Source organism: Flavobacterium sp. (genome assembly GCF_004211145.1).
Taxonomy (GTDB): domain Bacteria; phylum Bacteroidota; class Bacteroidia; order Flavobacteriales; family Flavobacteriaceae; genus Flavobacterium.
This window is the reverse complement of record NZ_SEBS01000008.1, coordinates 1-23,189: the sequence shown is the minus strand read 5'-3', so window position 1 is coordinate 23,189 and position 23,189 is coordinate 1. Positions and strand designations below refer to the sequence as shown.

16 protein-coding genes and 1 riboswitch are annotated in these 23,189 nt (G+C 49.4%); of the genes, 12 read left to right on the top strand and 4 right to left on the bottom strand.

Annotated elements, in window-relative coordinates; all coding sequences use genetic code 11:
- Positions 1-270 precede the first annotated feature (270 nt).
- Entirely contained in the window at positions 271-1,467 is a 1,197-nt protein-coding gene (locus EOO50_RS05410) for a homoserine dehydrogenase (RefSeq protein ID WP_290838489.1), read from the bottom strand.
- Positions 1,468-1,756: 289 nt separating this feature from the next.
- Complete coding sequence (locus EOO50_RS05405) at positions 1,757-2,980, bottom strand: PLP-dependent aspartate aminotransferase family protein (protein WP_290838487.1); 1,224 nt, start codon at positions 2,978-2,980, stop codon at positions 1,757-1,759.
- Positions 2,981-3,122: 142 nt separating this feature from the next.
- A riboswitch (SAM riboswitch) is annotated at positions 3,123-3,230 on the bottom strand.
- Between the two features lie 464 nt (positions 3,231-3,694).
- Between EOO50_RS05405 and EOO50_RS05400 the strand changes: the two genes are divergently transcribed.
- The 6 genes from EOO50_RS05400 to EOO50_RS05375 all read left to right on the top strand — a co-directional run bounded on the left by EOO50_RS05400 (position 3,695) and on the right by EOO50_RS05375 (position 17,020).
- The gene (locus tag EOO50_RS05400) at positions 3,695-5,323 is read left to right on the top strand and encodes a S8 family serine peptidase (protein WP_290838486.1); all 1,629 of its coding nucleotides are present in this window, start codon (positions 3,695-3,697) and stop codon (positions 5,321-5,323) included.
- A 3-nt stretch (positions 5,324-5,326) separates the two neighbouring features.
- Positions 5,327-6,274 carry a nitronate monooxygenase gene (locus tag EOO50_RS05395; RefSeq protein WP_290838485.1) on the top strand — a complete coding sequence of 316 codons (948 nt, stop codon included), beginning with the start codon at positions 5,327-5,329 and terminating at the stop codon, positions 6,272-6,274.
- A 1-nt stretch (position 6,275) separates the two neighbouring features.
- A complete protein-coding gene (locus EOO50_RS05390; RefSeq protein ID WP_290838484.1) occupies positions 6,276-6,743 on the top strand; it encodes a hypothetical protein in 468 nt (155 codons plus the stop codon).
- Between the two features lie 292 nt (positions 6,744-7,035).
- Positions 7,036-14,187, top strand: coding sequence for a gliding motility-associated C-terminal domain-containing protein (locus EOO50_RS05385; protein ID WP_290838483.1), 7,152 nt, complete (start codon positions 7,036-7,038; stop codon positions 14,185-14,187).
- Positions 14,188-15,132, top strand: a complete 945-nt coding sequence (locus EOO50_RS05380; RefSeq protein ID WP_290838482.1) for a type IX secretion system membrane protein PorP/SprF — start codon at positions 14,188-14,190, stop codon at positions 15,130-15,132.
- Positions 15,133-15,139: 7 nt separating this feature from the next.
- Positions 15,140-17,020 (top strand): OmpA family protein, encoded by a 1,881-nt coding sequence (locus EOO50_RS05375; protein WP_290838480.1) that lies wholly within the window; start codon positions 15,140-15,142, stop codon positions 17,018-17,020.
- A gap of 76 nt (positions 17,021-17,096) precedes the next feature.
- On the opposite strand, the gene EOO50_RS05370 is transcribed toward EOO50_RS05375, so the two are convergent.
- Positions 17,097-17,498: an excinuclease ABC subunit B gene (locus EOO50_RS05370; protein ID WP_290838479.1), complete on the bottom strand. Its 402-nt coding sequence runs from the start codon at positions 17,496-17,498 to the stop codon at positions 17,097-17,099.
- A 52-nt stretch (positions 17,499-17,550) separates the two neighbouring features.
- Here EOO50_RS05370 and EOO50_RS05365 point away from each other — a divergent pair, with 52 nt between their 5' ends.
- Together EOO50_RS05365 and EOO50_RS05360 are read left to right on the top strand one after the other, a co-directional pair.
- On the top strand, positions 17,551-18,333 hold the full coding sequence (locus tag EOO50_RS05365; RefSeq protein ID WP_290838478.1) for an alpha/beta hydrolase-fold protein: 783 nt from the start codon (positions 17,551-17,553) through the stop codon (positions 18,331-18,333).
- Between the two features lie 186 nt (positions 18,334-18,519).
- The gene (locus EOO50_RS05360) at positions 18,520-18,957 is read left to right on the top strand and encodes a DUF1456 family protein (RefSeq protein WP_290838477.1); all 438 of its coding nucleotides are present in this window, start codon (positions 18,520-18,522) and stop codon (positions 18,955-18,957) included.
- Here EOO50_RS05360 and EOO50_RS05355 read toward each other — a convergent pair.
- Complete coding sequence (locus EOO50_RS05355) at positions 18,944-20,308, bottom strand: glycosyltransferase family 39 protein (RefSeq protein ID WP_290838476.1); 1,365 nt, start codon at positions 20,306-20,308, stop codon at positions 18,944-18,946. The genes EOO50_RS05360 and EOO50_RS05355 overlap by 14 nt on opposite strands.
- A 68-nt stretch (positions 20,309-20,376) precedes the next feature.
- Here EOO50_RS05355 and EOO50_RS05350 point away from each other — a divergent pair, with 68 nt between their 5' ends.
- The 4 genes from EOO50_RS05350 (at position 20,377) to EOO50_RS05335 (ending at position 22,724) form a co-directional block, all read left to right on the top strand.
- Positions 20,377-21,198: an alpha/beta hydrolase gene (locus EOO50_RS05350; RefSeq protein ID WP_290838475.1), complete on the top strand. Its 822-nt coding sequence runs from the start codon at positions 20,377-20,379 to the stop codon at positions 21,196-21,198.
- Positions 21,199-21,214: 16 nt separating this feature from the next.
- Complete coding sequence (locus tag EOO50_RS05345) at positions 21,215-21,670, top strand: VOC family protein (protein WP_290838599.1); 456 nt, start codon at positions 21,215-21,217, stop codon at positions 21,668-21,670.
- A gap of 238 nt (positions 21,671-21,908) precedes the next feature.
- The gene (locus tag EOO50_RS05340; protein ID WP_290838474.1) at positions 21,909-22,277 is read left to right on the top strand and encodes a nuclear transport factor 2 family protein; all 369 of its coding nucleotides are present in this window, start codon (positions 21,909-21,911) and stop codon (positions 22,275-22,277) included.
- Between the two features lie 42 nt (positions 22,278-22,319).
- Entirely contained in the window at positions 22,320-22,724 is a 405-nt protein-coding gene (locus EOO50_RS05335) for a nuclear transport factor 2 family protein (protein ID WP_290838473.1), read from the top strand.
- The last annotated feature ends 465 nt before the right edge of the window (positions 22,725-23,189 follow it).

Below are 23,189 nucleotides of genomic sequence, written 5' to 3'. Positions count from 1 at the left end.
AGGTGGTAAGTTAAATTAATTTTAAGACAGAAATATCTTACGCAATCAATTTTTAGGATTTTGAGAAATTCATGGTATTCACAATCGGAAAGTAGTACAAAACACATACGAAATATGATAAAAAGAAAACCCCGCCAGATAATTGACGGGGTTTCTTCACTCTAAGAGAGTTAACCAAACAAAAAACAAATTTTTTAGTTTTGAGTTATGAGTTATGAGTTATGAGATATGAGTATTGAGTTTGTGCGTCTCAAGACTCATATCTCAAGACTATCCAACAACATCGAGAAGCACAAACGATTTTTTCAACGTTTCATCTTTCTGGACTTTCTTTAAATTCTCGAACGAGATCGTGCCCGTGATATAACCGGCTTCCCCGTTGAGATAGGATTCCGACACTTTTTTGAAATACGGTTTGAGCGTTTCGGCGTCGTGTTTTTCATGTCGCAGGAAAACATTGAGATCAAGAACGTCGGTCAAGGCTACGTTTTCGCCACGGCTGATTTTCTTGTATTCGTATTTATAGTCGTAGGTTAGGGCTGAAATGTCCGATAATACGGCGCTCGCCGTCGGATGCGCACCGGCTCCGCGACCTACGAAAAACTGTTCGTCGGCGAAACTCGTTTTGGTCACGACGCCATTAAAGACATCGTCGACGTTGAACAATCGATCTTCAGGCGACACGAATTTCGGGATTACGAACGCACCGACATTTCCGTCCGAGTGTTTGAACGCTTGAGCGACGAGCTTGATTTTCCAGCCTTTTTCGGCCGCGTATTTCAATTCGAGCCCGCCCAAACCGTCGATTCCAATGTTCAGTATATCATCGGGTTTCGCAATGTGCCCGAACGAGTGGGCGAGCAGGATCAACAATTTGTATTTGGCGTCGAAACCGCCCGTGTCCAAAATCGGGTTGCTTTCGGCGAAACCTTTTTCCTGGGCTTCTTTCAAAGCATCTTCGTACGACAACTTATCGCGCGACGTCTTCGTCAAAATGTAATTCGTCGAACCATTCACGATACCTTGAATGGACTCGAGCAAATCGTTGTCATAATATTCTTCGAGGTTGCGGATAATCGGCATACTCGCGCAGCACGCGGCTTCGTACAAAAGCGGTACGTTGTTTTCGCGTTGCAGTTGCAGCAGTTCCTCGAAGTGTTCGGCGATCATTTTCTTGTTTGCCGACACGACCGATTTTCCTGATTTGAGCGCGCGCTTCGTAATTTCGAACGCGGCGTCGGCGTCGTCTATGAGTTCGACGATGACATTTATTTCAGGATCGTTGAGTAAATCGTCGGGATTGAACGTGAAGTTTTCGGAACCGATTTCGCGCGTTTTATTTGGGTTCTTAACGCAGATATTTTTGATGTTGGCTTTGAGTCCGGGCGTTTTTTGAAGTACTTCGTATAATCCGAAGCCGACGCAGCCGAAACCGAAGAGGCCGATGTTTAGGGTTTTTCGTGACACTTTAGTATTGAGTTTTGAGATATGAGTTTTGAGTTTTGGGAGCTGTTCCGGCTACCGCTGCAAGTCCGCGTTGGGAAACCTTATTTTTATGAGCTTGGCGCGAGCTTCCTTCGGTCGCTGCGCCAAGCGCTAAAAATTTGGGTTTTCCAACTTGCGGGCTTTCCGCTTGTATCCGGGCTAGGATTTTGGTGAAAAGGGAAGTTTTCGGCTCAATCTTAACTATCTAAACTATCTTAATTGTAAAAAAAATTAAACAGTCAAAGTTGAGGAAATTAAGATAATGGCTTCCTTAGACGACCTCTGAAGTCAATTCCACATCCGTTTTCCAAGCCGGTTCGAATGCGTTGATCTCGACTTCGTTTTGGGCTTCGACTGCGGCAGTAAATGCTTGTTTCAAATCGGCAATCAAATCATCGGCATCTTCGAGACCAACTGAAAGTCGGATCAAGCTGTCGGTCACGCCGCTTTGGTAACGCTTTTCAGCCGGGATTGACTTGTGAGTCATTTCGCACGGCAAACACAACAGCGACTTCACGCCTCCGAGTGATTCGGCGAGTTTGAACAGTTTCGTCCCCGTCACGATTTTTATGGCGAGTTCTTTGTCGTCGATGTTTAGGTCGAACGCGACAACGCCTCCGAAATATTTCTGCTGTGATTTCGCGATGTCGTGGTTCTTGTGCGTCGGCAAACCGGGATAGTATACGTTTTTGATCAGGTTTTCGCTTTCGAGAAATTCCGCGATTTTCTGGGCGTTGTCAGAGTGTTGTTTGATTCGCAACGTCAACGTCTCGATGCCGCGGATAACCAAGAAGCAATCGAAGGGAGCCAAGATCGCTCCCGACGCATTTTGTACGAATTTAATTTTGTCGCCCAATTCCTGGGTCGCCGTAATGACCAATCCGGCGATCAGATCGCTGTGGCCTGAAATGTATTTCGTTGCCGAGTGCACGACGATATCGGCGCCCAAATCGATCGGTTTCTGAGAGACGGGCGAGGCGAACGTGTTGTCGACGCAAAGAAGAATGCCGTGTTGTTTAGCGGTTCTCGCAATCGCCCGAATATCAGAGATTTTCAAGGTTGGGTTGGTTGGCGATTCGATCCAGATGAGCGCGGTCTTGTCGGTTACGGCGGCCGCAACGTTATCGGCATCGGTCGAATCGGTATATTTTACGGTAATCCCGAATTTTTCGTAAACGTGTGTGAACAGTCGGAACGCACCTCCGTAGATGTCGTCGACGGCAATGATCTCGTCACCGGCTTTCAACAATTTCACGACGGCGTCGATGGCGGCCAAACCTGAGGCGAACGCGTAGCCGTTGGTTCCGTTTTCGAGTTTCGCGGCGATGTCTTCAAGCGCTTTTCTCGTCGGGTTGTTGCTTCGGGCGTAATCGAAACCTTTGTGGACGCCGGGCGCTTCCTGTACGAAAGTCGATGTCTGGTAGATTGGAACTGAGATCGATCCGGTTAATTCGTCAACTGGAATGTAATTGAGGATTGCTGTTTGCTCTTGCATGATAAAGTGTTTTTTAAGTTTGAAAAAATATTTTTTCGGTTAAAAAACCTTCTTACACAGGGTATCGGGAAGGGCAAAAAAAAATGCTCTCCCGACAAGTCAGAAGAGCATATATATCGAGTAAAAAATATAAACGCTTTCTTACTTATCTGTCCGTACCATCGCTGATTCGGTTGAATGTGGCACCTTATCGTGAGACAGGTTGCCAAGACGTCATAGGGTCAAATCCCTCGGTCTTTCTGGATAAGAATGATTTCTTAAGAACGAGCTGCAAAGATAGGCGTGTAAAAATTTAAAAACCAAACTTTAGATCGATATTTTTTATTTTTATTTTTAAAATAATTGTCATTCAATGTTTTAAGTGTTTATATTTAACTTTTACTAAAGAATAATTACGAGCGTATTTTGCGATTTTCTGGTAAGCGTCGCATTTAGGATCGTCGCTTTTTCCTATTTTGAACGTTAACAAAGTTTCCATTTTTCATGTAGCCGAGGCGGCGATTTTTTTTGTAGGGATAAACACCGCCCCTTCCCTGAAGGTAATTTCGAGATTTTCCAAATACGTCAAATACATAAAGCACTTACTTTTTCCTAAAATTTCCGCTTCATTCATCTGCGCGCTATCGATTAAAAATCAACTCCAACCCGTTTTCAAAATCGTATTACATCCATTTCGTATATTTGGCGTAACGATACAACTACTCGCGCACCGCTATGAAAAAATTATTGGTTTTAATCGCTTTCGTCTTTTCGTCGGTCGCGTTCGCCCAGCAGGACGCTTGGGTCTATTTCAATGCGAAACCCAACTCGCAGTTCTACTTCGACAATCCATTGGAAATGTTGTCGCAACGCGCATTGGACAGGCGCGCGGCCCAGAATATCGCAGTTGATCTAGTCGACGTTCCGATCCATCAACCCTTTGTGGACCAGGTCGAAGCGGCTTCCGGAATCACCGTTTTGGCTACTTCGAAATGGCTCAATGCGATCCATGTCCGAGGGTCGGTGATCGCCATAAACGCATTGGCGAATTTGACGTTCGTATCATCGGTTGATTTCGCCGACGATTCCCTCGATTCAAGATCGGCCAAAAGTGGCGCGCCAAAATATGTCCCGACCGCGAACCACACGCAAAAAGTATTGGACACGCAGGTGGATTTCGCCTACGGAGGTTCGGCCAACCAAATCCAGATGCTCAACGGTCATTTGCTTCATCAACAGGATTTTACTGGTTCAGGCAAGATCATCGCGGTACTTGACGCCGGCTTTCCGAATGTCAATACGGCAGCGCCATTCCAACGTCTTCTCGATAATAACCTGATTCTCGGCGGCTACAATTTCGTGGATCGCGACGACAACATTTATTCACGCAACAATCACGGAACGCTCGTGCTTTCCACGATGGGCGGATACGTTGAAAACCAATTGGTGGGAACGGCGCCCGATGCCCAATATTATTTGTTCATCACTGAAGCGATCGAATATGAAAACCCACTCGAGGAATCGCTTTGGGTCGAAGCCGCAGAACGAGCCGACAGTTTGGGAGTCGACGTGATCAATTCATCGTTGGGCTACCCGAGTTACGACAATCCGGCTTACGACTATTCTTACGAGGAACGCGACGGCATGAAAGCATTCATTACACGCGGCGCCGACATTGCGTTCACGCGCGGCATGGTTGTAGTGGTTTCGGCCGGAAATGAAGGTTCGAGCGACGATCCGTTTGTGAGCGTCCCGGCTGACGGTTTCAATGTCCTGTCAATCGGCGCGGTAACTTCGACCGAGGCTTATGCGACATTCAGTTCTATCGGTCCCACAACCGACGGACGCGTCAAACCCGACGTCGTAGCGAAAGGCCAAGGCGCGACGGTCGCCAATACGCAAGGCAACGTGGCGACATCGAACGGCACTTCATTTTCAAGCCCGATCATGGCGGGAATGATCGCGACGTTTTGGTCGGCGGTTCCGAATCTGACGAACCAGCAAGTCGTGAATTTCGTGAAACAATCCGCGGATCTGTTCGCGAATCCTACTGCGTTGAAAGGGTACGGAGTTCCTGATTTCGCGCTGGCCTTGCAAAATGCGTTGTTGTCGACTCCGAGTTCGGCGAAGAAAGAATTCACGATTTATCCGAACCCGGTTGCGGATATCATTACGATAAATTTTCCTGAAACCGCGACGTCGGCCACGATGACGATTTTCGATGCGTCGGGAAAAACCGTCCTGACAAAACATGTCGATAGGCAACGAAATTCCGTCGACTGCAGCAACATCAATCCGGGCGTTTATTTTTACAGCATCGTTTCTGACGGCGCGAAGCAAACCGGCAAATTGATCAAGTCGTAACCTATGAACAGGATTTGCGAGCTTTTTAAAATAAAATATCCGATCGTCCAAGGCGGAATGATCTGGAACAGCGGCTACAAATTGGCAAGCGCGGTAAGTAATGCCGGCGGTTTAGGCTTGATCGGCGCAGGTTCGATGTATCCCGACGTGCTGCGCGAACACATCCAAAAATGTAAAAAATCAACCGATAAACCGTTTGGCGTAAACGTTCCGATGCTGTATCCGAATCTCGAGGAAATAATGGACATCATCGTCGAGGAAGGAGTAAAAATCGTGTTCACATCGGCTGGAAATCCAAAAACATATACGTCATTTCTCAAGGAAAAAGGCATCACGGTCGTGCACGTCGTGAGCAGTTCCAAATTCGCACTCAAAGCCCAGGAAGCCGGAGTCGACGCCGTGGTCGCCGAAGGTTTTGAAGCCGGCGGACACAACGGACGTGAGGAAACCACGACGCTGACATTGATTCCGATGGTGCGCGAAAAGATTGCGATTCCACTCATCGCAGCCGGAGGAATCGCAACAGGGAAAGGCATGCTCGCGGCAATGGTCCTGGGTGCCGACGGCGTTCAGGTCGGGAGTCGTTTCGCGGCGTCGGACGAATCGTCGGCCCATAAAAATTTCAAAAAGGCTATTGTCGATTCGCAGGAAGGCGAAACCCACGTGACGCTCAAGGAATTGGCGCCGGTCCGCCTGATCAAGAATAAATTTTTTCACGATGTGGTCGACTTGTATACTAAATCACCCACAATTGACGATTTAAAAGTATTACTCGGCCGAGCGCGCGCAAAAAAAGGTATGTTTGAAGGCGATTTGCACGAGGGCGAACTCGAGATCGGCCAAATTTCGGGACTGATCCGCGATGTCAAACCGGCCGCTCAGATCGTTTCGGACATGATTTCGGAATTCGAATCGGCCAAACAAGATATGTCAAAACTGAATTTACAATAAGATGTCAAAACCAAAAATCATCGTAGCATTCGTGCTTTTTCTACTCGGAATTGGAGTCATCCAGGCACAGGAAACGCCACAGGGGCAAGCTGATCCCAAGAGCGTCTTCAAATTTCTGACGACGGGTTACAGCGTCATGGAACGCGACCCGAATGGAAAATGGGGCGGCTGGTCAGAACTAAAACCGACGTCGCTCGTCGTGACACTCGATACCAAAAAAGGGCGCATCATCGTGTACTCTCAGGAAGTGCAATTGTTTGATATTTTGAACTATGAGCAAGTCAAGGAAAACGACGAAGATTTGATTTATCCGTTCAGTTGTACCGACGACGACGGGCGTCCGTTCACGATCTCGTTCATCACGCGAAAAAAACAGAACAACCGTAAGCAGTTGTATATCACGACACAAGATGTGGTTTTGATGTACAACATAAATAATTTTCCCGATAAAAATATCGAAGTGAAATAATTTGCGAAAAGTAGTACATTTGAGTCGGTTAACGCCGGCTTTTTTTGTGCCCCAAAATCTGCCCAGACCTACTGAATCGGGTTAAAATCCTGTTAATGATTTTGTTCATAAGATTGGAGACGCTAAAATTTCGTCGACAAGTATTTTGAGTAATATTAGCTTTTGTATGGATTTTCGGTTCGGACGATTTTTGAAAGATTCCAGAGTGTGAAACGTCTGCAAATCAATGTTTTGAGGAGTTTGCTAATGTGCCATCGGAATAAACCGAGAAAAAATTGCGCCAATATTGCTTATGTGGAATACTACTCTTGTTAAAAAGATATATTTTTTATTTGCCTGTCTCTGCTTTTTTGCCGGTGCGGCTCCTGCATTGGCGCAGTGTCCGACGATAGCGAATACGGCACAATCGTTCTGCGACATCCAATCGCCGACCGTGTCGAGTTTGGTTGCGACAAACAACGGCGGGGGAATCGTTTGGTATGCCACCGCTACCTCGACAACGCCGCTTGCTGCCGGCGACGGTTTGGTAAACGGTGAAGATTATTTCGCCGACAGTACCGTAAATTCATGTTCACCTCGACCAAGCGTGATCGTCACGATTTACGGCCCGCCAACCGGTTTGAATTTTCAAGGTGTCTGCGTCGACAATGCTGCGAATGCCACGATCGCAAATCTTCAGGCGACGGGAAATAACGTCGAATGGTACAATTCTCCGGGAAGCGTCACGCCATTGCCGTCAACCACGGTCCTTACCGATAACACGATCTATTACGCGAGCCAGACCAATCCCAATACAGGTTGCCGCACATCCCGACTGTCGGTATTCGTAAACGTCGGTGTCGTTCCGGTTCCTACTGGACCTGCAATCCAACAGTTTTGCGGAGGCGCTACGCCAACAATCGCAAACCTTCAGCCTTCAGGCAGCGGTTACAACTGGTACGCGACAATATCGTCGGCCGTGCCGTTGGCTTTGAGTACGCCGCTTGTCGATGGGGAAAGTTATTATGCCACGACGGTCGATCCGCCTTGCGAGAGCATCAACAGGCTTGAAGTCACGGTAGATATCGTAGCTCCGAACAATGCGGGAACCGATGGCGTCTTCCAACTTTGCGAGAACCTCGTCGCCACGACAGCACCCATAAATCTATTCTCATTCCTGGGCGGTTCTCCCGACAATACGGGAACATGGACCGGTCCGGTCGCTACCACGAACGGCAATTTGGGTACGTTGGATGTTTCCTCGCTTACGGTTGCCGGAAGTCCGTATGTTTTCACGTATTCGGTGGGTTCGACGACTTGTCCTCAGGACGATGCGACGGTCACGATCACAATTCTACCTATGCCGACGGCGACGATTGCCGCGAATTCGACGATATGTTCGGGTCAACAAGCGACGGTCACGTTTACGGGAACTCCGAATGCGACGGTCACGTACACGGTGAACGGCGGCGCAAACCAAACGATTTTACTCAACGCGTCGGGCACGGCCACGATCACGCAAACCTACACGACGACCGCGGTTTATACGCTTGTAAGCGTGGCGTCGGCGGGAACGACAAGTTGCACGCAAACACTTACGGGTTCGATTACGATAACGGTCGCTCCGATTCCGACGGCTACGATCGCGTCGAACGTGAGCGTCTGTTCGGGACAATCGGCGACGGTCACGATCACGGGAACTCCGAATGCTACGGTAACATACACGGTGAACGGCGGTTCGGCTCAGACAATTACGTTGAATACGTCGGGAACTGCGGTGATCACAGCGAATTACACGACTACGACGATCATCACGCTTACCGGAATCGCAACGACTGGAACGCCTTCTTGTAGCGCAGTCTTGAATTCTTCGGTTACGATTACCGTTATTCAGCCGCCGACTGCCGCAATCACACAATCGGCTACGGTTTGCCCGAATGGACAAGCGACCGTGACGTTTACGGGAACGCCGAATGCGATCATCACGTACACTGTCAACGGTGGCGCGAACCAGACGATCACATTGAACGCGTCGGGCATCGCCACGATTACACAAACGTACACCACGACTACTGTTTACACATTGGTAAGCGTCTCGACATCGGGACAGACGGCATGTACGCAGCCCGTTTCAGGAACGATTACGATTACGGTCTTGCCACTTCCGACGGTTGCGATCACCTCGAATCAAACGATCTGTTCCGGACAGAGCGCGACCGTGACTTTTACGGGAACTCCGAACGCCACGGTTACTTACACGATCAATAACGGCCCCAACCAGACGATAGTTTTGAACGCTTCGGGAACGGCGACGGTAACCAATACGTATACGGCGACGACGACGTTCAACCTGATCAGCGTCATTTCAGCCGGAACGCCAAGTTGCGCGCAACCGGTTACGGGAACTGTCGTGATTACGGTCGTACCTCCGCCGACAGCTACGATATCGGCTAACGCGACGGTTTGTTCGGGACAGTCGGCAACCGTTACGTTTACGGGAACTCCGAACGCTGTCGTGACGTACACGGTCAACGGCGGTGCGCCCCAAACGATCACGTTGAACGCGTCGGGAACTGCTACGATCACGCAGGCTTATACGGCGACAACGGTTTATGCGTTGGTGAGTGTCGCGTCGTCGGGAACACCGAGTTGCAGCCAACCAGTGACGGGAACGATTACGATTACCGTGATTCAGCCGCCGACGGTTACGATCACGCAGGACGCGACGGTTTGTTCAGGACAATCGGCGACGGTCACGTTTACGGGAACGCCGAATTCGGTCGTGACGTACACGGTCAACAACGGCGCGAACCAAACGATCACGTTGAACGCTTCGGGAATTGCGACAATTACACAAAACTATACGGCGACTACGATCTATACGCTGGTAAGCATTTCGAATCCTGCGGTTAACGGTTGTATCCAGCCGATTTCGGGCACGATCACAATTACCGTCGTTCAATTGCCGACGGCTGCAATCTCAGCTAATACGACGATATGTTCAGGCCAGCAGGCAACCGTCACGTTTACCGGAACTCCGAATGCAGTCGTAACATATACGGTCAACAACGGTCTGAGTCAAACCATAGCACTTGACGCTTCAGGAACTGCGACAATCACGCAGACGTATTCGGCGACTACGACCTACACATTGGTCAGTGCTTCAATTTCAGGTTGTTCGCAAAATGTTACGGGAACGGTCGTGATTACGGTCGTGCCTCCGCCGACGGTTGCGATTTCACAGGACGTTTCGATTTGTCCGGGCGCATCGGCCACGGTGACGTTCACGGGAACGCCGAACGCTACGGTTACCTACACGATCAACAACGGCCCGAACCAAACGATAGTGTTGAACGCGTCGGGAACGGCGACGATTACGAATACATATACGACGACTACGGTTTTCACGCTCGTGAGCATTACGTCATCGGCTCCAAGCACTTGTACGCAGCCGGTTTCAGGAACGGTGACGATTACGATCGTTCCGCTTCCGACAGTTACGATTTCGTCTGATGCGAGTGTTTGTCCGAACGGTCAAGCCACCGTGACATTCACGGGAACGCCGAATGCAATCGTAACGTACACGGTCAACAACGGTCCGAACCAGACGATCACTCTCGACGCGTCAGGAACGGCGACGATCACACAAAATTATACGGCCACGACGGTTTATACGCTGGTCAGCGCGATGACGTCGGGAACTCCGGCGTGTAGCCAACCGGTTTCAGGAACGGTGACGATCACGGTAATCGCTCCTCCGACGGTCACGATTGCCGCCAACGCGACGATTTGCCCGGGACAGGAAGCGACCGTGACATTTACGGGAACTCCGAACGCTGTCGTGACGTACACGGTAAATGGTGGCGCCGATCAGACGATTACCCTGAACGCCTCTGGAACTGCGACAATCACGCAAACGTATGGTGCGACTACGGTTTACACATTGGTAAGCGCGTCGATTTCGGGCTGTAGCCAAGCCGTTACGGGAACAGTTACGATTACGGTCGTGCCGGCGCCGACGGCAAGCATCAGCGCCGATGCCACGATCTGTCCGGGACAATCGGCGACAGTAACATTTACAGGAACTCCGAACGCAGTCGTTACGTATACGATCAACAACGGCGCGAACCAGACAATTACGTTGAACGCGTCGGGAACTGCGGTAATCACGAATACGTACACGGCGACAACGACATTTACATTGGTTAGCGTGACATTGACGGGCGCGATTTGTACGCAACCAATAAGTGGAACGGTCGTGATCACGGTCCTGGAATTGCCGACGGCTTCGATTGCGATCACGGGGAGTTCGACGATCTGCACGGGCCAAACGGCGACGATAACTTTTACGGGAACGCCGAATGCGGTCGTGACATACACGGTCAACAACGGCGCAAACCAAACGATTACGCTCGATGCAGCGGGAACGGCGACGATTTCTCCGACACTCTCAGGAACTTCGACTTACACTTTAGTAAGCGTCATGACTGCGGGAAGCCCGGGTTGTAGCCAAACGGTTACAGGCTCGGTTACGGTTACGGTCACGCCGACGCCGAATGCAGGAAACGACGTTGCGAACGCCGCATTCTGTACGAACAGTCCGTCACAGGATTTATTCCTTCTGCTCGGTCCGACGGCGCAACCCGGCGGAACCTGGACGCCTGCACTCGCGAGCGGAACCGGCGTTTTCAACCCGGCCGTCGATGCTGCCGGAACCTATGTGTACGCGCTTCCGCCATCGGGAACTTGCCTGGGCGATACGGCGAGTGTCACGGTAACTTTGACGGCTCCGCCAAATGCAGGAACCGACAATACTTTAAATATTTGTTCGAATGCCGACGCCCAGGATTTATTCCTGCTGCTTGGTCCGAACGCCCAATCTGGCGGAACTTGGTCGCCAGCGCTTGCAAGCGGAACCGGCGTTTTCAATCCGGCGGTTGATGCGGCGGGAACTTATACGTATACGTTGACAGGAACGGCGCCTTGTCCGAATGATACGGCAACCATCACAATCACGGTAACTCCGGGACCTGATGCTGGCGAAGACAATTCAGTTACATTTTGCGAAAACAGCCCGCCAGCGGATTTGTTCGACGAATTGAACGGAACGCCTCAAGTTGGCGGAACCTGGTCGCCTGCACTCGCGAGCGGCACGGGCGTTTTTAATCCGGCCGTCGATGCTCCGGGCGTTTACACATATACATTCGTCGGAACGGCGCCTTGCGACAACGACACGGCGACCGTAACGGTGACCATCAATCCGGTTCCCCATGCGGGCGGAGACGGAAGCACGATTTTCTGTACGAATTACGCTCCGGCTGATTTGTTCCAATTCCTGACGGGAACGCCTCAAGCGGGCGGAACCTGGACTCCGGCATTGGCGAGCGGCACGGGTGTTTTCGATCCGACAGTCGATGCGGCCGGCATTTATACATACTCAGTCGGCGGCGGATTATGCGCGACGGACACCGCGACCGTTACCGTACAGGTTTTCACGTCTCCAAATGCGGGAGCCGACGGAACGCTCAACGCCTGTGTCACCGTAACCTCTTTAGATTTGACCACGGGACTCGACGGCACTCAAGGCGCCGGGACATTCACCGACGACAATGGTTCGGGTGCGCTTAGCGGCACGATTTTCAATCCATCGGCGGCTGGTCCGGGAACCTATCAGTTTACGTATACCGTCAGCGGCGGCGCGTCTCCGTGTACGACCGATACGTCGGTGGTTACCGTTACGGTCGATCCTTTGCCGAACGCGGGAACGTTCTCGGGAATACAAATAATCTGTCCGTCGTTCGGGACTTTCGATTTGAACAACTTGCTCGACAATGAGCAAAGCGGCGGCGTCTGGACCGACCAAAATGGAATCACGGTCGTGAATCCGCTTGATGTTACGACGATCAACAGCGGCACCTACAGCTTTACCTATACCATTGCGAATTCATGCGGAACCGATGCCGAAACCGTCCAACTGACGATCACGCCGAATCCGATTCTTACGAACGCGAACATCCAAGTGGTTTCCCCGGTTTGTATCGGGCAAGGCGCGACGGTGAACTTCTCATCGATGGCCGACGGCGCGTACACGATCAATTACACGCTCAGCGGCAGCAACATACTCGCATCCCAAACCGTATTGCTAACGATCGCGGGCGGCAACGGCAGCATCACGATCGACGCCGCCAACCTTCCTAATTTGGGAAGCACGACGATAACATTCAACAGTATTCTGAACAATGCGTCGGGTTGCGACGTAACACTTACCGGAGTGTCGGCGACATTCATCGTGAATCCGTTCCCGACATTCGCGGGCGCGATCCTGACGGCTTCGACTGTTTGTTTCGGAAGCGACGTCGTGGTCGTAATCGGAAACGCGACGAGCATTCCCGACGGAAACTATACTTTCAATTATACGATCCCGGGCTTGACGCCGGCGAACGGAAACTCCGGTTTGGTGTCGATCATGAGCGGACAGGGAAGTTTCACGATTCCTGCGTCGGCGTTTGCGTCGGCCGGAAATTATACGATTACGATCGACAGCATAGTCGGACAAGGCACGGCATGCGGAAATACATCGACTTCGATTTCAGCGAATTTCACGGTGAATCCGACTCCGAATTTGAACGATTCGACGACGACGGCTTCCGATGCCTGTCTCGGAACAGCCTCGACGGTTTCGATTTCAGATCCGAACATAGCCGATGGAAATTACGTGCTCACGTACGAACTCACGGGAGCTAACACGGTTTCCGGAACCGTGACCGTTACATTTACGGGCGGCGTCGCGACGTTCCAGATTCCGGCGACCGAATTGGTAAACGTCGGCCAGGTAACGCTTTCGATCGATACGATTACGGGTGAAAATTCACCTTGTACCGGAACCGGAAGTGTTTTTGGCGGTACGAATTTCAATGTAGTCGATTCCCAAACGCCGACGCTTATCGACGATGGCGAAGGTTTCTGCGGACGCGACAACCCGACGATCGCCGATTTGAGCGCGAATATCGAAGGCGGTCAAGCCGTGGTCTGGTACAACGCTCCGACTGGCGGAACCGCATATTCACCGACTGATCTGCTCGTTCACGGAACGACGTATTACGCCGAAGCCGCGGGATCGAGTTGTGCGGGTGGAATCCGTCTGGCGGTCACTGTCGACCTGACGATCTGCAACGACATCATCATTCCCGACGGCTTTTCTCCGAACGGCGACGGCATCAACGACGATTTCGACATCGTGAACATTCGCGACGTCTATCCGAATTTTAAAATCGAAATCTACAACAGGAACGGAAACATCCTATATAAAGGAAATGCGGGCATCCCGAACTGGGACGGAACGGCCTCGCAGGGCGGCGTGAAGATCGGCAGCAGCGTCTTGCCGACGGGCGTCTATTTCTGGATTCTCGAATTTAACGACGGCGTGCGCAAACCATTGCAGGGCCGCGTGTATTTAAACAGATAAATGAGAAAGAACATCAAACATATAATCCTTACGTTTTTCCTGCTCGCGGTGGCGGTTTCGCGCGCGCAGCAAGATCCGCAGTTTACCCATTATATGTATAACATGAGCGTGATCAATCCGGCGTATGCGACCGACACTCCGGGCACGATCAACGTCGGTGGTTTGTATCGCACCCAATGGGTCGGTGCCGTCGGAGCGCCCAAAACGGTGTCGGCGTTCGTACATTCACCGGTTGCGAATAGAGTGGAAGCGGGCATTTCGATCGTGAGTGATGAGATCGGTGATGTCGTGAAAGAGAATAATTTCTATGCCGACGTCGCGTATGTGATTCCCGTGTCGGACAACAACAAACTATCGTTCGGAGTGAAAGGAGGCGCGACGTTTTTCGATGCGAACTTCAACGGTTTCCAATATTCGGACACGAATCCCGATCCGGCTTTTGCGAATAACATCCACCGCGTTTTCCCGAATGTCGGCGTCGGAACATTTTTCTTCAGTGACAAGTATTACCTAGGTTTTTCAGTCCCGAATTTACTTCGCACGAAACACCTTGAACGCCAAGATGCGATCGCGACCATCGGCGTCGAGGAAATCCATTATTTCTTTACGGGCGGTTATGTGTTTGACATCAGCGACGACGTGAAACTCAAGCCCGCGATGATGGCCAAAGGCGTGAAAGGCGCTCCGATGGCATTTGATTTCACGGCGAATACGTTGTTGTTCAACCGATTCGAACTCGGCGTCGCATACAGGCTCGATGATGCGATTGCGGGACTCGCTGGTTTTTATATCACGCCTGAACTGCGTTTCGGGTATTCATACGATTACACGCTTACGAACCTGGGCAGTTACAACTCGGGCACGCACGAGATATTTTTATTGTGGGATTTGAATTTGAGCGGACTCAGTGGCAAAGGCTACGACAAATCACCTCGATTCTTTTAAGATGATGATGAAGCGATTTTTATACATAACGACAGCGCTTTTGATAGGCTTCGGACTGCAGGCACAAACCGCCAGCAAGAAGAAGGCCGACGCGTTGTTCGCAAAAAAGAACTACCTCAAAGCCGCCGCGATGTACGAGCAGCTCAAGCCTGAGAAGGAAGTGCTGCAGAACCTCGGCGACTGCTATTACAATAATTATCTGATGAAAGACGCCGCGCGCGCCTATGGGAATTTGTTCCTAAAGATCAAGGATACGGTCAATCAGGAATTTTATTTCAAGTATGCGCACGCACTCATGGGAATCGACAATTACAAGAAGGCCGATTCCATAATGGGAATCTATCTCAAATATCCCGTCGACACGCCTCGTTACATCGCGACGCTGCACACGAATGTTCCGTTCGATTATGTGATCCAACCCATGGCCAAGAACACGAGCAACGGCGATTTCGGGCTTTCGTTTTTCGGGGATAAAGTCGTGTTCGCCTCGTATCGCACGGCCGCGGGAAGTTACGGCTGGAACGACAAACCGTATCTCGATCTGTTCGAAGCCGTGATCGACGACAAGGAACAGCTTTCCAAGATCGCGCCGTTTCCTAAAGACATAAATACCAAGACGCACGAGAGTTCCGCGAGTTTCAGCGCCGATGGGAAGTTCATGTATTTTAACCGAACCGGTGACAAGAAAGTAAAGGTCGGCGAAGAGAAATTCGCGAGCGTGAGAATCATGCGCGCCGAGTTCGTCGACGGCAAATGGACGAACGTGACCGAATTGCCGTTCAACAGCGAAGAATTTTCAACGGAACATCCGGTGTTGACCAAGGACGGAAAGAAACTCTATTTCTCGAGCGATCGTCCCGGAGGCGAAGGCTCGTTCGATATCTATTACGTCGATGTGAACGCCGATGGAAGTTTCGGGCAGCCGCAAAACCTCGGGAACACGGTCAATACGAAGCATCGCGAGCAATTCCCGTTTTTATCGGACGATGGAAACCTCATGTATTTCGCGTCGAACGGCCATCAGGGATTGGGCGGTCTCGACATCTTCATGAGTCGCGCTTATGATGGAAAATTCGCAAAACCCGTGAATTTAGGAGAAACTATTAACAGTAGTGCTGATGATTTTGCATATGTTGTTGATGAATCCAAGAATAAAGGTTATCTTTCGTCGAACCGAAACAAAGCTTCCGACAATTTATACAGTTTTGTGCGTTTCGAGAACGGCGACAGTTATGTCGTGGAAGGCGACGTGAAAGACAAGAACACGAAAGAACCGTTGCCCGGAACACTCGTGACGCTGTATGACGAGAACAACAAACTCGTCGGGCAAATGGTTGTCGGGCAAAAAGCCGATTACGTTTTCAGTACCGAACCGAACAAAAAATACCGAATCGAAGCCGTCCGTGATTTCTACATTCCGCACAGCGAGGAATTCACGACGAACGAGCAGGGGAAAATGCGTTACACGATCGAATTGTTCGTGGAATGTTATGACGACGCCGAGGAAATCATCACCAGGCGTCAGGACGGAAAAGTCCAGATCGTTCTTGAGAATATTTATTTTGATTTGAACAAGTTCGAGATAAAACCCGAAGCGGCGCGAGTCCTCGACGTTTTATACGACTTGCTCGCCAAATATCCTGAAATGGAAGTAGAACTCGGCGCACACACGGATTCGCGTGCGACGAATACCTACAACCTGGTGCTGTCCAACCGACGTGCCGCCGCCGCCGTGGATTACCTTGCAAGTAAGGGAATCGAACGCAAGCGCATCAAGCCGAAAGGTTACGGTGAAGAAGTTCCGCTAATCAAGTGCGGCGACGAAAGGCCGTGTACGGAACAGGAGCACTCGATAAACCGCCGATGCGAGTTTATCATCCTTAAATAGAAGTTGTTGTTTTATTATAGTAGTTTTAAGAATGGAAAGCCGCCCTGGGAAGCGGCTTTTCGATTGGAATAAAGTGTCAGTTTTGTTGTTCGCGGAACATTTGGAATATCAGGCTGGGATCCAATATCTTAAATTCCGATCGTTCCATGAGTTGTAGGATACGACGTGTCGCCGACGGATTCAATCCCATTTCTATCGCGATCTGGAAAATCCCATTTTCTTCACGCTCGTCGAGCACGCCATCGATGTGCATGAGAAGCGCGAGACGGTAGAACTGATGGATGCGTTCAGACTCCGATCGTATGATGTGAGCGCGCTGCTCAGTGTGGAAAAGTTCATCGAAACTTTCCTTGTCGATTCGGAGTTCGCTTGCGATTAGCGCGAGGAATTGGTATTCGCGCGGATCGAGCTTTCCATCGATGACCGAGAACGCAATCATATCGAGCAACAGCTTTAGTTTTTCTTCAACAGTGTTCATGTAAATCGTACTTTTGGCTAAAATAATTTTTTTACACGACTTTATGGGCCGAATGCGTTTACAACTTTTACTGATTTTGTTGTTCGGAGTAGCCGCGAGCGCTCAGGAAAGCACGGCTTCGAAACAGGTTTCAACATTTGAGATCGACGCGCCCCAATCGAACGTGAAGAAAAAAATCTGGATTTGGTTGCCCAAAGAATACGCATCGGGCGATAAGAAATTCCCCGTTTTATACATGCACGACGCCCAGAATGTGTTCGACAAAAAAACGTCGTACGCAGGTGAATGGGAAGCCGACGAGACACTCGAGCAAATGGACGCCCAAGTAATAGTCGTGGCGATCGAACACGGAAATGACAAGCGAATCGATGAACTCACGCCCTACAAGCACGAGAAATACGGTGGCGGAAATGCCGATGCTTATCTCGAGTTTTTGGTGAAGACGCTAAAGCCCGAAATAGATAAACGGTACAGGACAAAACCGGATGTGAAGAATACCGCGATAATGGGAAGCTCGCTTGGCGGATTGGTTTCGTTCTATGCGATGTTGAAACACAAGGACGTGTTCGGGAAAGCGGGCGTTTTTTCACCATCGTTCTGGTTTTCGAAAGAGATTTTCACGTTGGCGGATGACGTGGACCTAAAGGACAGGAAATTGTTCTTTTTGTGCGGCACGAAAGAAGACGAACAAATGGTTCCCGACATGGAAAAAATGATCGAGATCGTAAAACGCCATCATGCCAAGACGCAAAAAAAGATCATGGCCTATGGAAAACACAACGAGAAATTGTGGCGTGACCATTTTGGTGAAGCGGTGAAATGGCTTTTCGATTAAGGATTCGCTGCGGGAAATGAGTTTGCGTGAGGGATGGAAGCGGCATCCTTTTGCCAAAGCGGAAAGGCCACCATTACCGTTGCGTTTTTGGCAAAAGATACAGCGGACAGCCCGACGGCGCTGCTTAAAAAGCGTACCTTTGTTTTATAATTTCAGCAGCGGCGGCACGCCCAAAAAATAAAAATTATGACGAACAACGATATTTTCAAGAAACTGCGCGTGGCGCTTCAATTGCGCGACGATCAGATCGTAGAGATTCTGGAGCTTGTGGATTTCAGGATTTCAAAAGGCGAGATCGGGAACTTTTTCCGCAATGCCGACCACGAAAAATATGTGGAATGCGGCGATCAGGTGCTACGCAACTTCCTGAACGCGCTTGTGATCCATTTGCGCGGCACGAAGGAAAATCCTAAAATTCCGATGGAAGTCCTGGCCGCGAACAAACCCGCGCCTCGCACAACCGATTGGAAGGCCGTCAAGAAAGAACCTGCGAAAAACTTCGCTCCCAAAAGCGAAACGTCAGACAAACCGTCGGCTAAAAGACCCGCGAAGAACTTCAACGCGAAAAAGCCCGTCAAGAAAAGTCCTGTCGAGAACGTGCGATTTACGATCAAGAAGAAGTAGTCACGCTCCTTTCGGGGAATACGAAACGCGACATCCAATCGATGAATTTGCGGATGAACCTGAATCGGTATAATCCCGCGGCGCTCAAAATGTATAACGCGGCGCGCGACGGGAAGATGTAGCGCGGTTCCATGTATGTGACGCCGTGAAAGATAAGCAGCGCGACCATCGTCGCCCACAACGGCCAATAGTTGATCAGGTTTTTCTGTTTGAAAAGGAAAAGTACGGCGCCTGCAATCACTGCGATATTCACGAAGTTTATGAGCAACATCAGCGTCCAGTAACCGTTTTCGCCTTTGAAGGGACCGAGGCTGAATTTTTCGGGCTGAATGCTGTTCACGAAATATAAGTTCCCGTAAATGCATTTCATAAAGAATGAACGCACGAACCAAAACGGATGCTCGATCGCGTCATTGATCAGGAATTCTTTGTATAACTCGTTCCGGGAAATGCCTGTGCTTGCGGCTTTTTGATTAAGTTCATGGCCGCTTTTGCTCCAATTTTGATAGTCTTTACTGTCGGGCCGAATGGTGTTCTCCCAAAATCTGAAATCGGTTGGCTCTTCGCGAAATTCGAAACGACCTTGGTGGGCGACGTAGTAAAAGTACCAGGCCTGATCCTGGTCGGTTTTCCCTTTCGTGATCGCTTTTGCAAATTCGAGCGTGCCGAAGCTCAACAATATAATAGCCGACATGGCGATCAGCGTGCGTTTTCCGTACAATTCAAAAAAGTGCTTGTTGCCCCAGAATGCGTAGGCTGTTACAAGAATTCCTAGCATCGGCAGCAACAGTGCGTTCGGTCGGTTCAATACCAGGAACCAGATCCCGACGACCAACCAAATCCAACCTGATAAGCGCGTTTTATTCTTGATCAGTGCCCAACCGTAACAGGTGAGCGAAGTGGCGAAAAATGCGGGCGCCTCGGCGACAATTCCGAGGGAGTAGTAGCTGTGTATCGGGAAAATAAACGCCAAAATTACGGCGAGCAGGCCAATCTTCTCTGAGAACAATAAGCTTGTCGCCCTGTATATGAGCAATAAGCTCAGTGCGATCAATATTGATGTCAGCGTCACACCGTACCACCAAAGCTGATCGTCGGTCGCATCAGGCGGTGCAAAGATGTAAGCGAGTGAATACAAGAAGACCGGGCCCGGCGCTTTGGTGATCACGACAGCTTCGAAGGATGCGTTACCTTTTATATACAATGCGAGATTTTTCGCTTCCTCATGAAAAGTAATGTCGCCGAACGGTTTTGATTTAAAAGGTAAATTGGCGATCCCGAAAGCCATGATTGAACTGATGAGCAGGATAAGTAAATCAATTCTCTTTAAGCCGAAGCGAGCAAATGTCATGGTCTGGGTTTTGGCAAATTTATAAAATTTAGAACGAACGCTGATTTTGAATTTTAGTATATTTGGACATGGCCAAAACTAAAAAGATCTTGTTGTTCTTATTGCTTGTTGCGAACATTTCGTTGGCGCAGAAAGTCGAATATCAAACCTTGTCGAATGTTGCGTATCGCGAAAAATCGAGCGATGCTTATGTAAATGAGCGTTGTTTGGTCGATGTGTATTATCCGAAGAACCAAAAAGGCTTCGCGACGATACTTTGGTTCCATGGCGGCGGACTCACGGGAGGCGGCAAGGAAATCCCTCAGGCGTTGAAGGAAAAAGGATACGCTGTGATCGGCGTCGGATACCGACTGAGCCCGAAAGTGAAGGTGAAGCAGATTATCGAGGATGCCGCGGCCGCCGTTGCCTGGACGTTCCACAATATCGAGAAATACGGAGGCGACAAATCCAAGATATTCGTGTCAGGTCATTCGGCGGGCGGATATCTCGCGGCGATGATCGGGCTCGATAAGAAATGGCTTGCCGCCGAAGGGATCGATGCGAATTCGATTGCCGGACTGATTCCGTTCAGCGGACAGATGATCACGCACTTTACCGCTCGTGCCGAAAACGGGATCGGAGAAAAACAACCTGTGATCGACGAATACGCGCCGCTGTATTTCGTTCGTGCCGATGCGCCGCCGTTGCTTTTGATCACGGGCGACCGCGAACTCGAGATGATCGGTCGGTATGAGGAGAACGCGTACATGGCGCGCATGATGAAACTCGTCGGGAACAAGGAAACCAAACTGCTCGAACTCGATGGGTACGGTCACCTGATGGCCGATCCGGCGTATCCGCTGTTACTCAACGAAGTCAAGCGTATCCTCGACCAACCCAATAAAAAATAAACAGTACTAATAAAAAATAAAATGTCAACAATCATCCCTTTACCTGTATTTCGACGGCGACTGTGAAGCCGCTTTTACATTCTATCAAACGGTCCTTGGTGGAGAAATTCCATACGTCGGACGTTATAAGGACATGCCCGCCGACGAAAGCGGCAACAAGTGCAAACCTGAAGACGAGAACAAGATCATGCACATGTCTTTGATCATGCCGAACGGCGGTCAGATGTTGGGGTCGGACGTTCCCAAGGAAATGCCCGGATACGAACTTAAAGTCGGAAACAATGTGGCACTTTCGTTGAATGCGACAAGCAGGGAAGATGCCGACAAGATTTTCAACGGGCTTTCGGCAGGCGGAAACGTCACCATGCCGTTAGACGATACGTTTTGGGGCGCTTACTTTGGGATGTGGACCGATAAATTCGGGGTAAACTGGATGGTGAATTACGACGATCCTTCCAAAATGCAATCATGATAAAATTTTCCCGGCAAGCGTCCGGGATTTTTTATGACGTTATCCGAAATCGATATAGTCGCGAATTGTCGTAGCTAAAATGTTTGATTTGTAGGATTTATCGTTTTAATTGACAGGTTGATGTGGGTTTTCTGTCAGATTTTTGTCGCAATTTGTGTATTTCAACGATTTTTTATCGACAACGAACTTTTTTTGCGGATTGTTGGGTAACTTTAAGCAACACTCAATCCCTAAATCTATGAACAAGACCCACTTTGAAGTCGTGGAAGACGCCGATGTTCGTCTCACTGACGCACTCGTCAGCCTCGACAAATGCCAGCTCCAAAATTTACTGCATCCTGATGCGGTGTATACGAACCCGAACGGTGAAGTTTTTATCGGAATCAAAAATCTTCCCGTAAATAATCCGAAGATATATAGAGTGCATGATATCAAAATACTCGAAAGACACATTTCTTTTTTCAACAACGTAGCCGTGGTAACCGCCATCGAAAAGAGAGAAGGAACGTTCATGGATATTCCATTCAGGGATTTGTACAGCACTACCAGAACCTGGAAATTCAACCGGAATTGGCAGATGATCGCCGCGACGTCGGTACTGATCTGATTCCAGCCACAGGCCATTCTAGTTTTCCCAAACGAACCGCTTATGAGCCTAACACATACCGAGATTGTCCAGGATGCCGAATCCCGCTTGTTGCAGGCATTGGTTTCCAAGGACTACAGAACCTTTCGCAAGATGTTGCATCCTGAGATCGTCTTTACCGACGAGTCAGGGCAGAGTTACATGGGCATCGAACAGATTCCTTATTTAAACGAGGAAATCCTGTCGTTGAGCACGTGCGAAATTTTGAAGAGAGATATTACGTTCTTTACGAACATCGCTATCGTGAATGTGATCGAATTGCGCGTGGGTTTGTATCGCGGGATGCAGTTTGAACGCAAGTTCCGTATTATGCGGACATGGAAGTTCAATGGGCGAATGTGGCAACTTATCGCCGCGAATCTTGTTTTGCTGCCGGAGAATGAGAGTCCTTGTGGCGGGAAACATTGATTTTTTACTTGAAAGATCGATTGTACAGTTTAATTGTGTTTTGAAAACCGGTTGACTTTAGATTTTACCATTTAGGCCATTAAGAGCATTAAGTTTTTACCATTAATAAGTTAAGAGTAGGGAAGGTTTTTCGTTTCGGTCGGAGATTCTACGAACGTTTGGATTTTACCATTAAGAGCATTAAGAACATTAAGAACATTAAGTTTTTTCTTTACTCCTCAAAGTTGTTCAAAAATTTAGTGTGAAATAAAGAACCGAAAACAACATCTCTAACTGAACTTAATGTTCTTAATGCTCTTAATGGTTTAAAAATCTTAACTATAAAATCTAATGTTGAAGTTTGCATGTATGGATAGTTGTCGGGATATCTGAGAAAAGAAAATTTACAATTAAGAAAGTTAAGAGAAGTTAAGGTGTTACGTTGCGGTTTTGAAAATCGATTAACGTTTGGATTTTACCATTAAG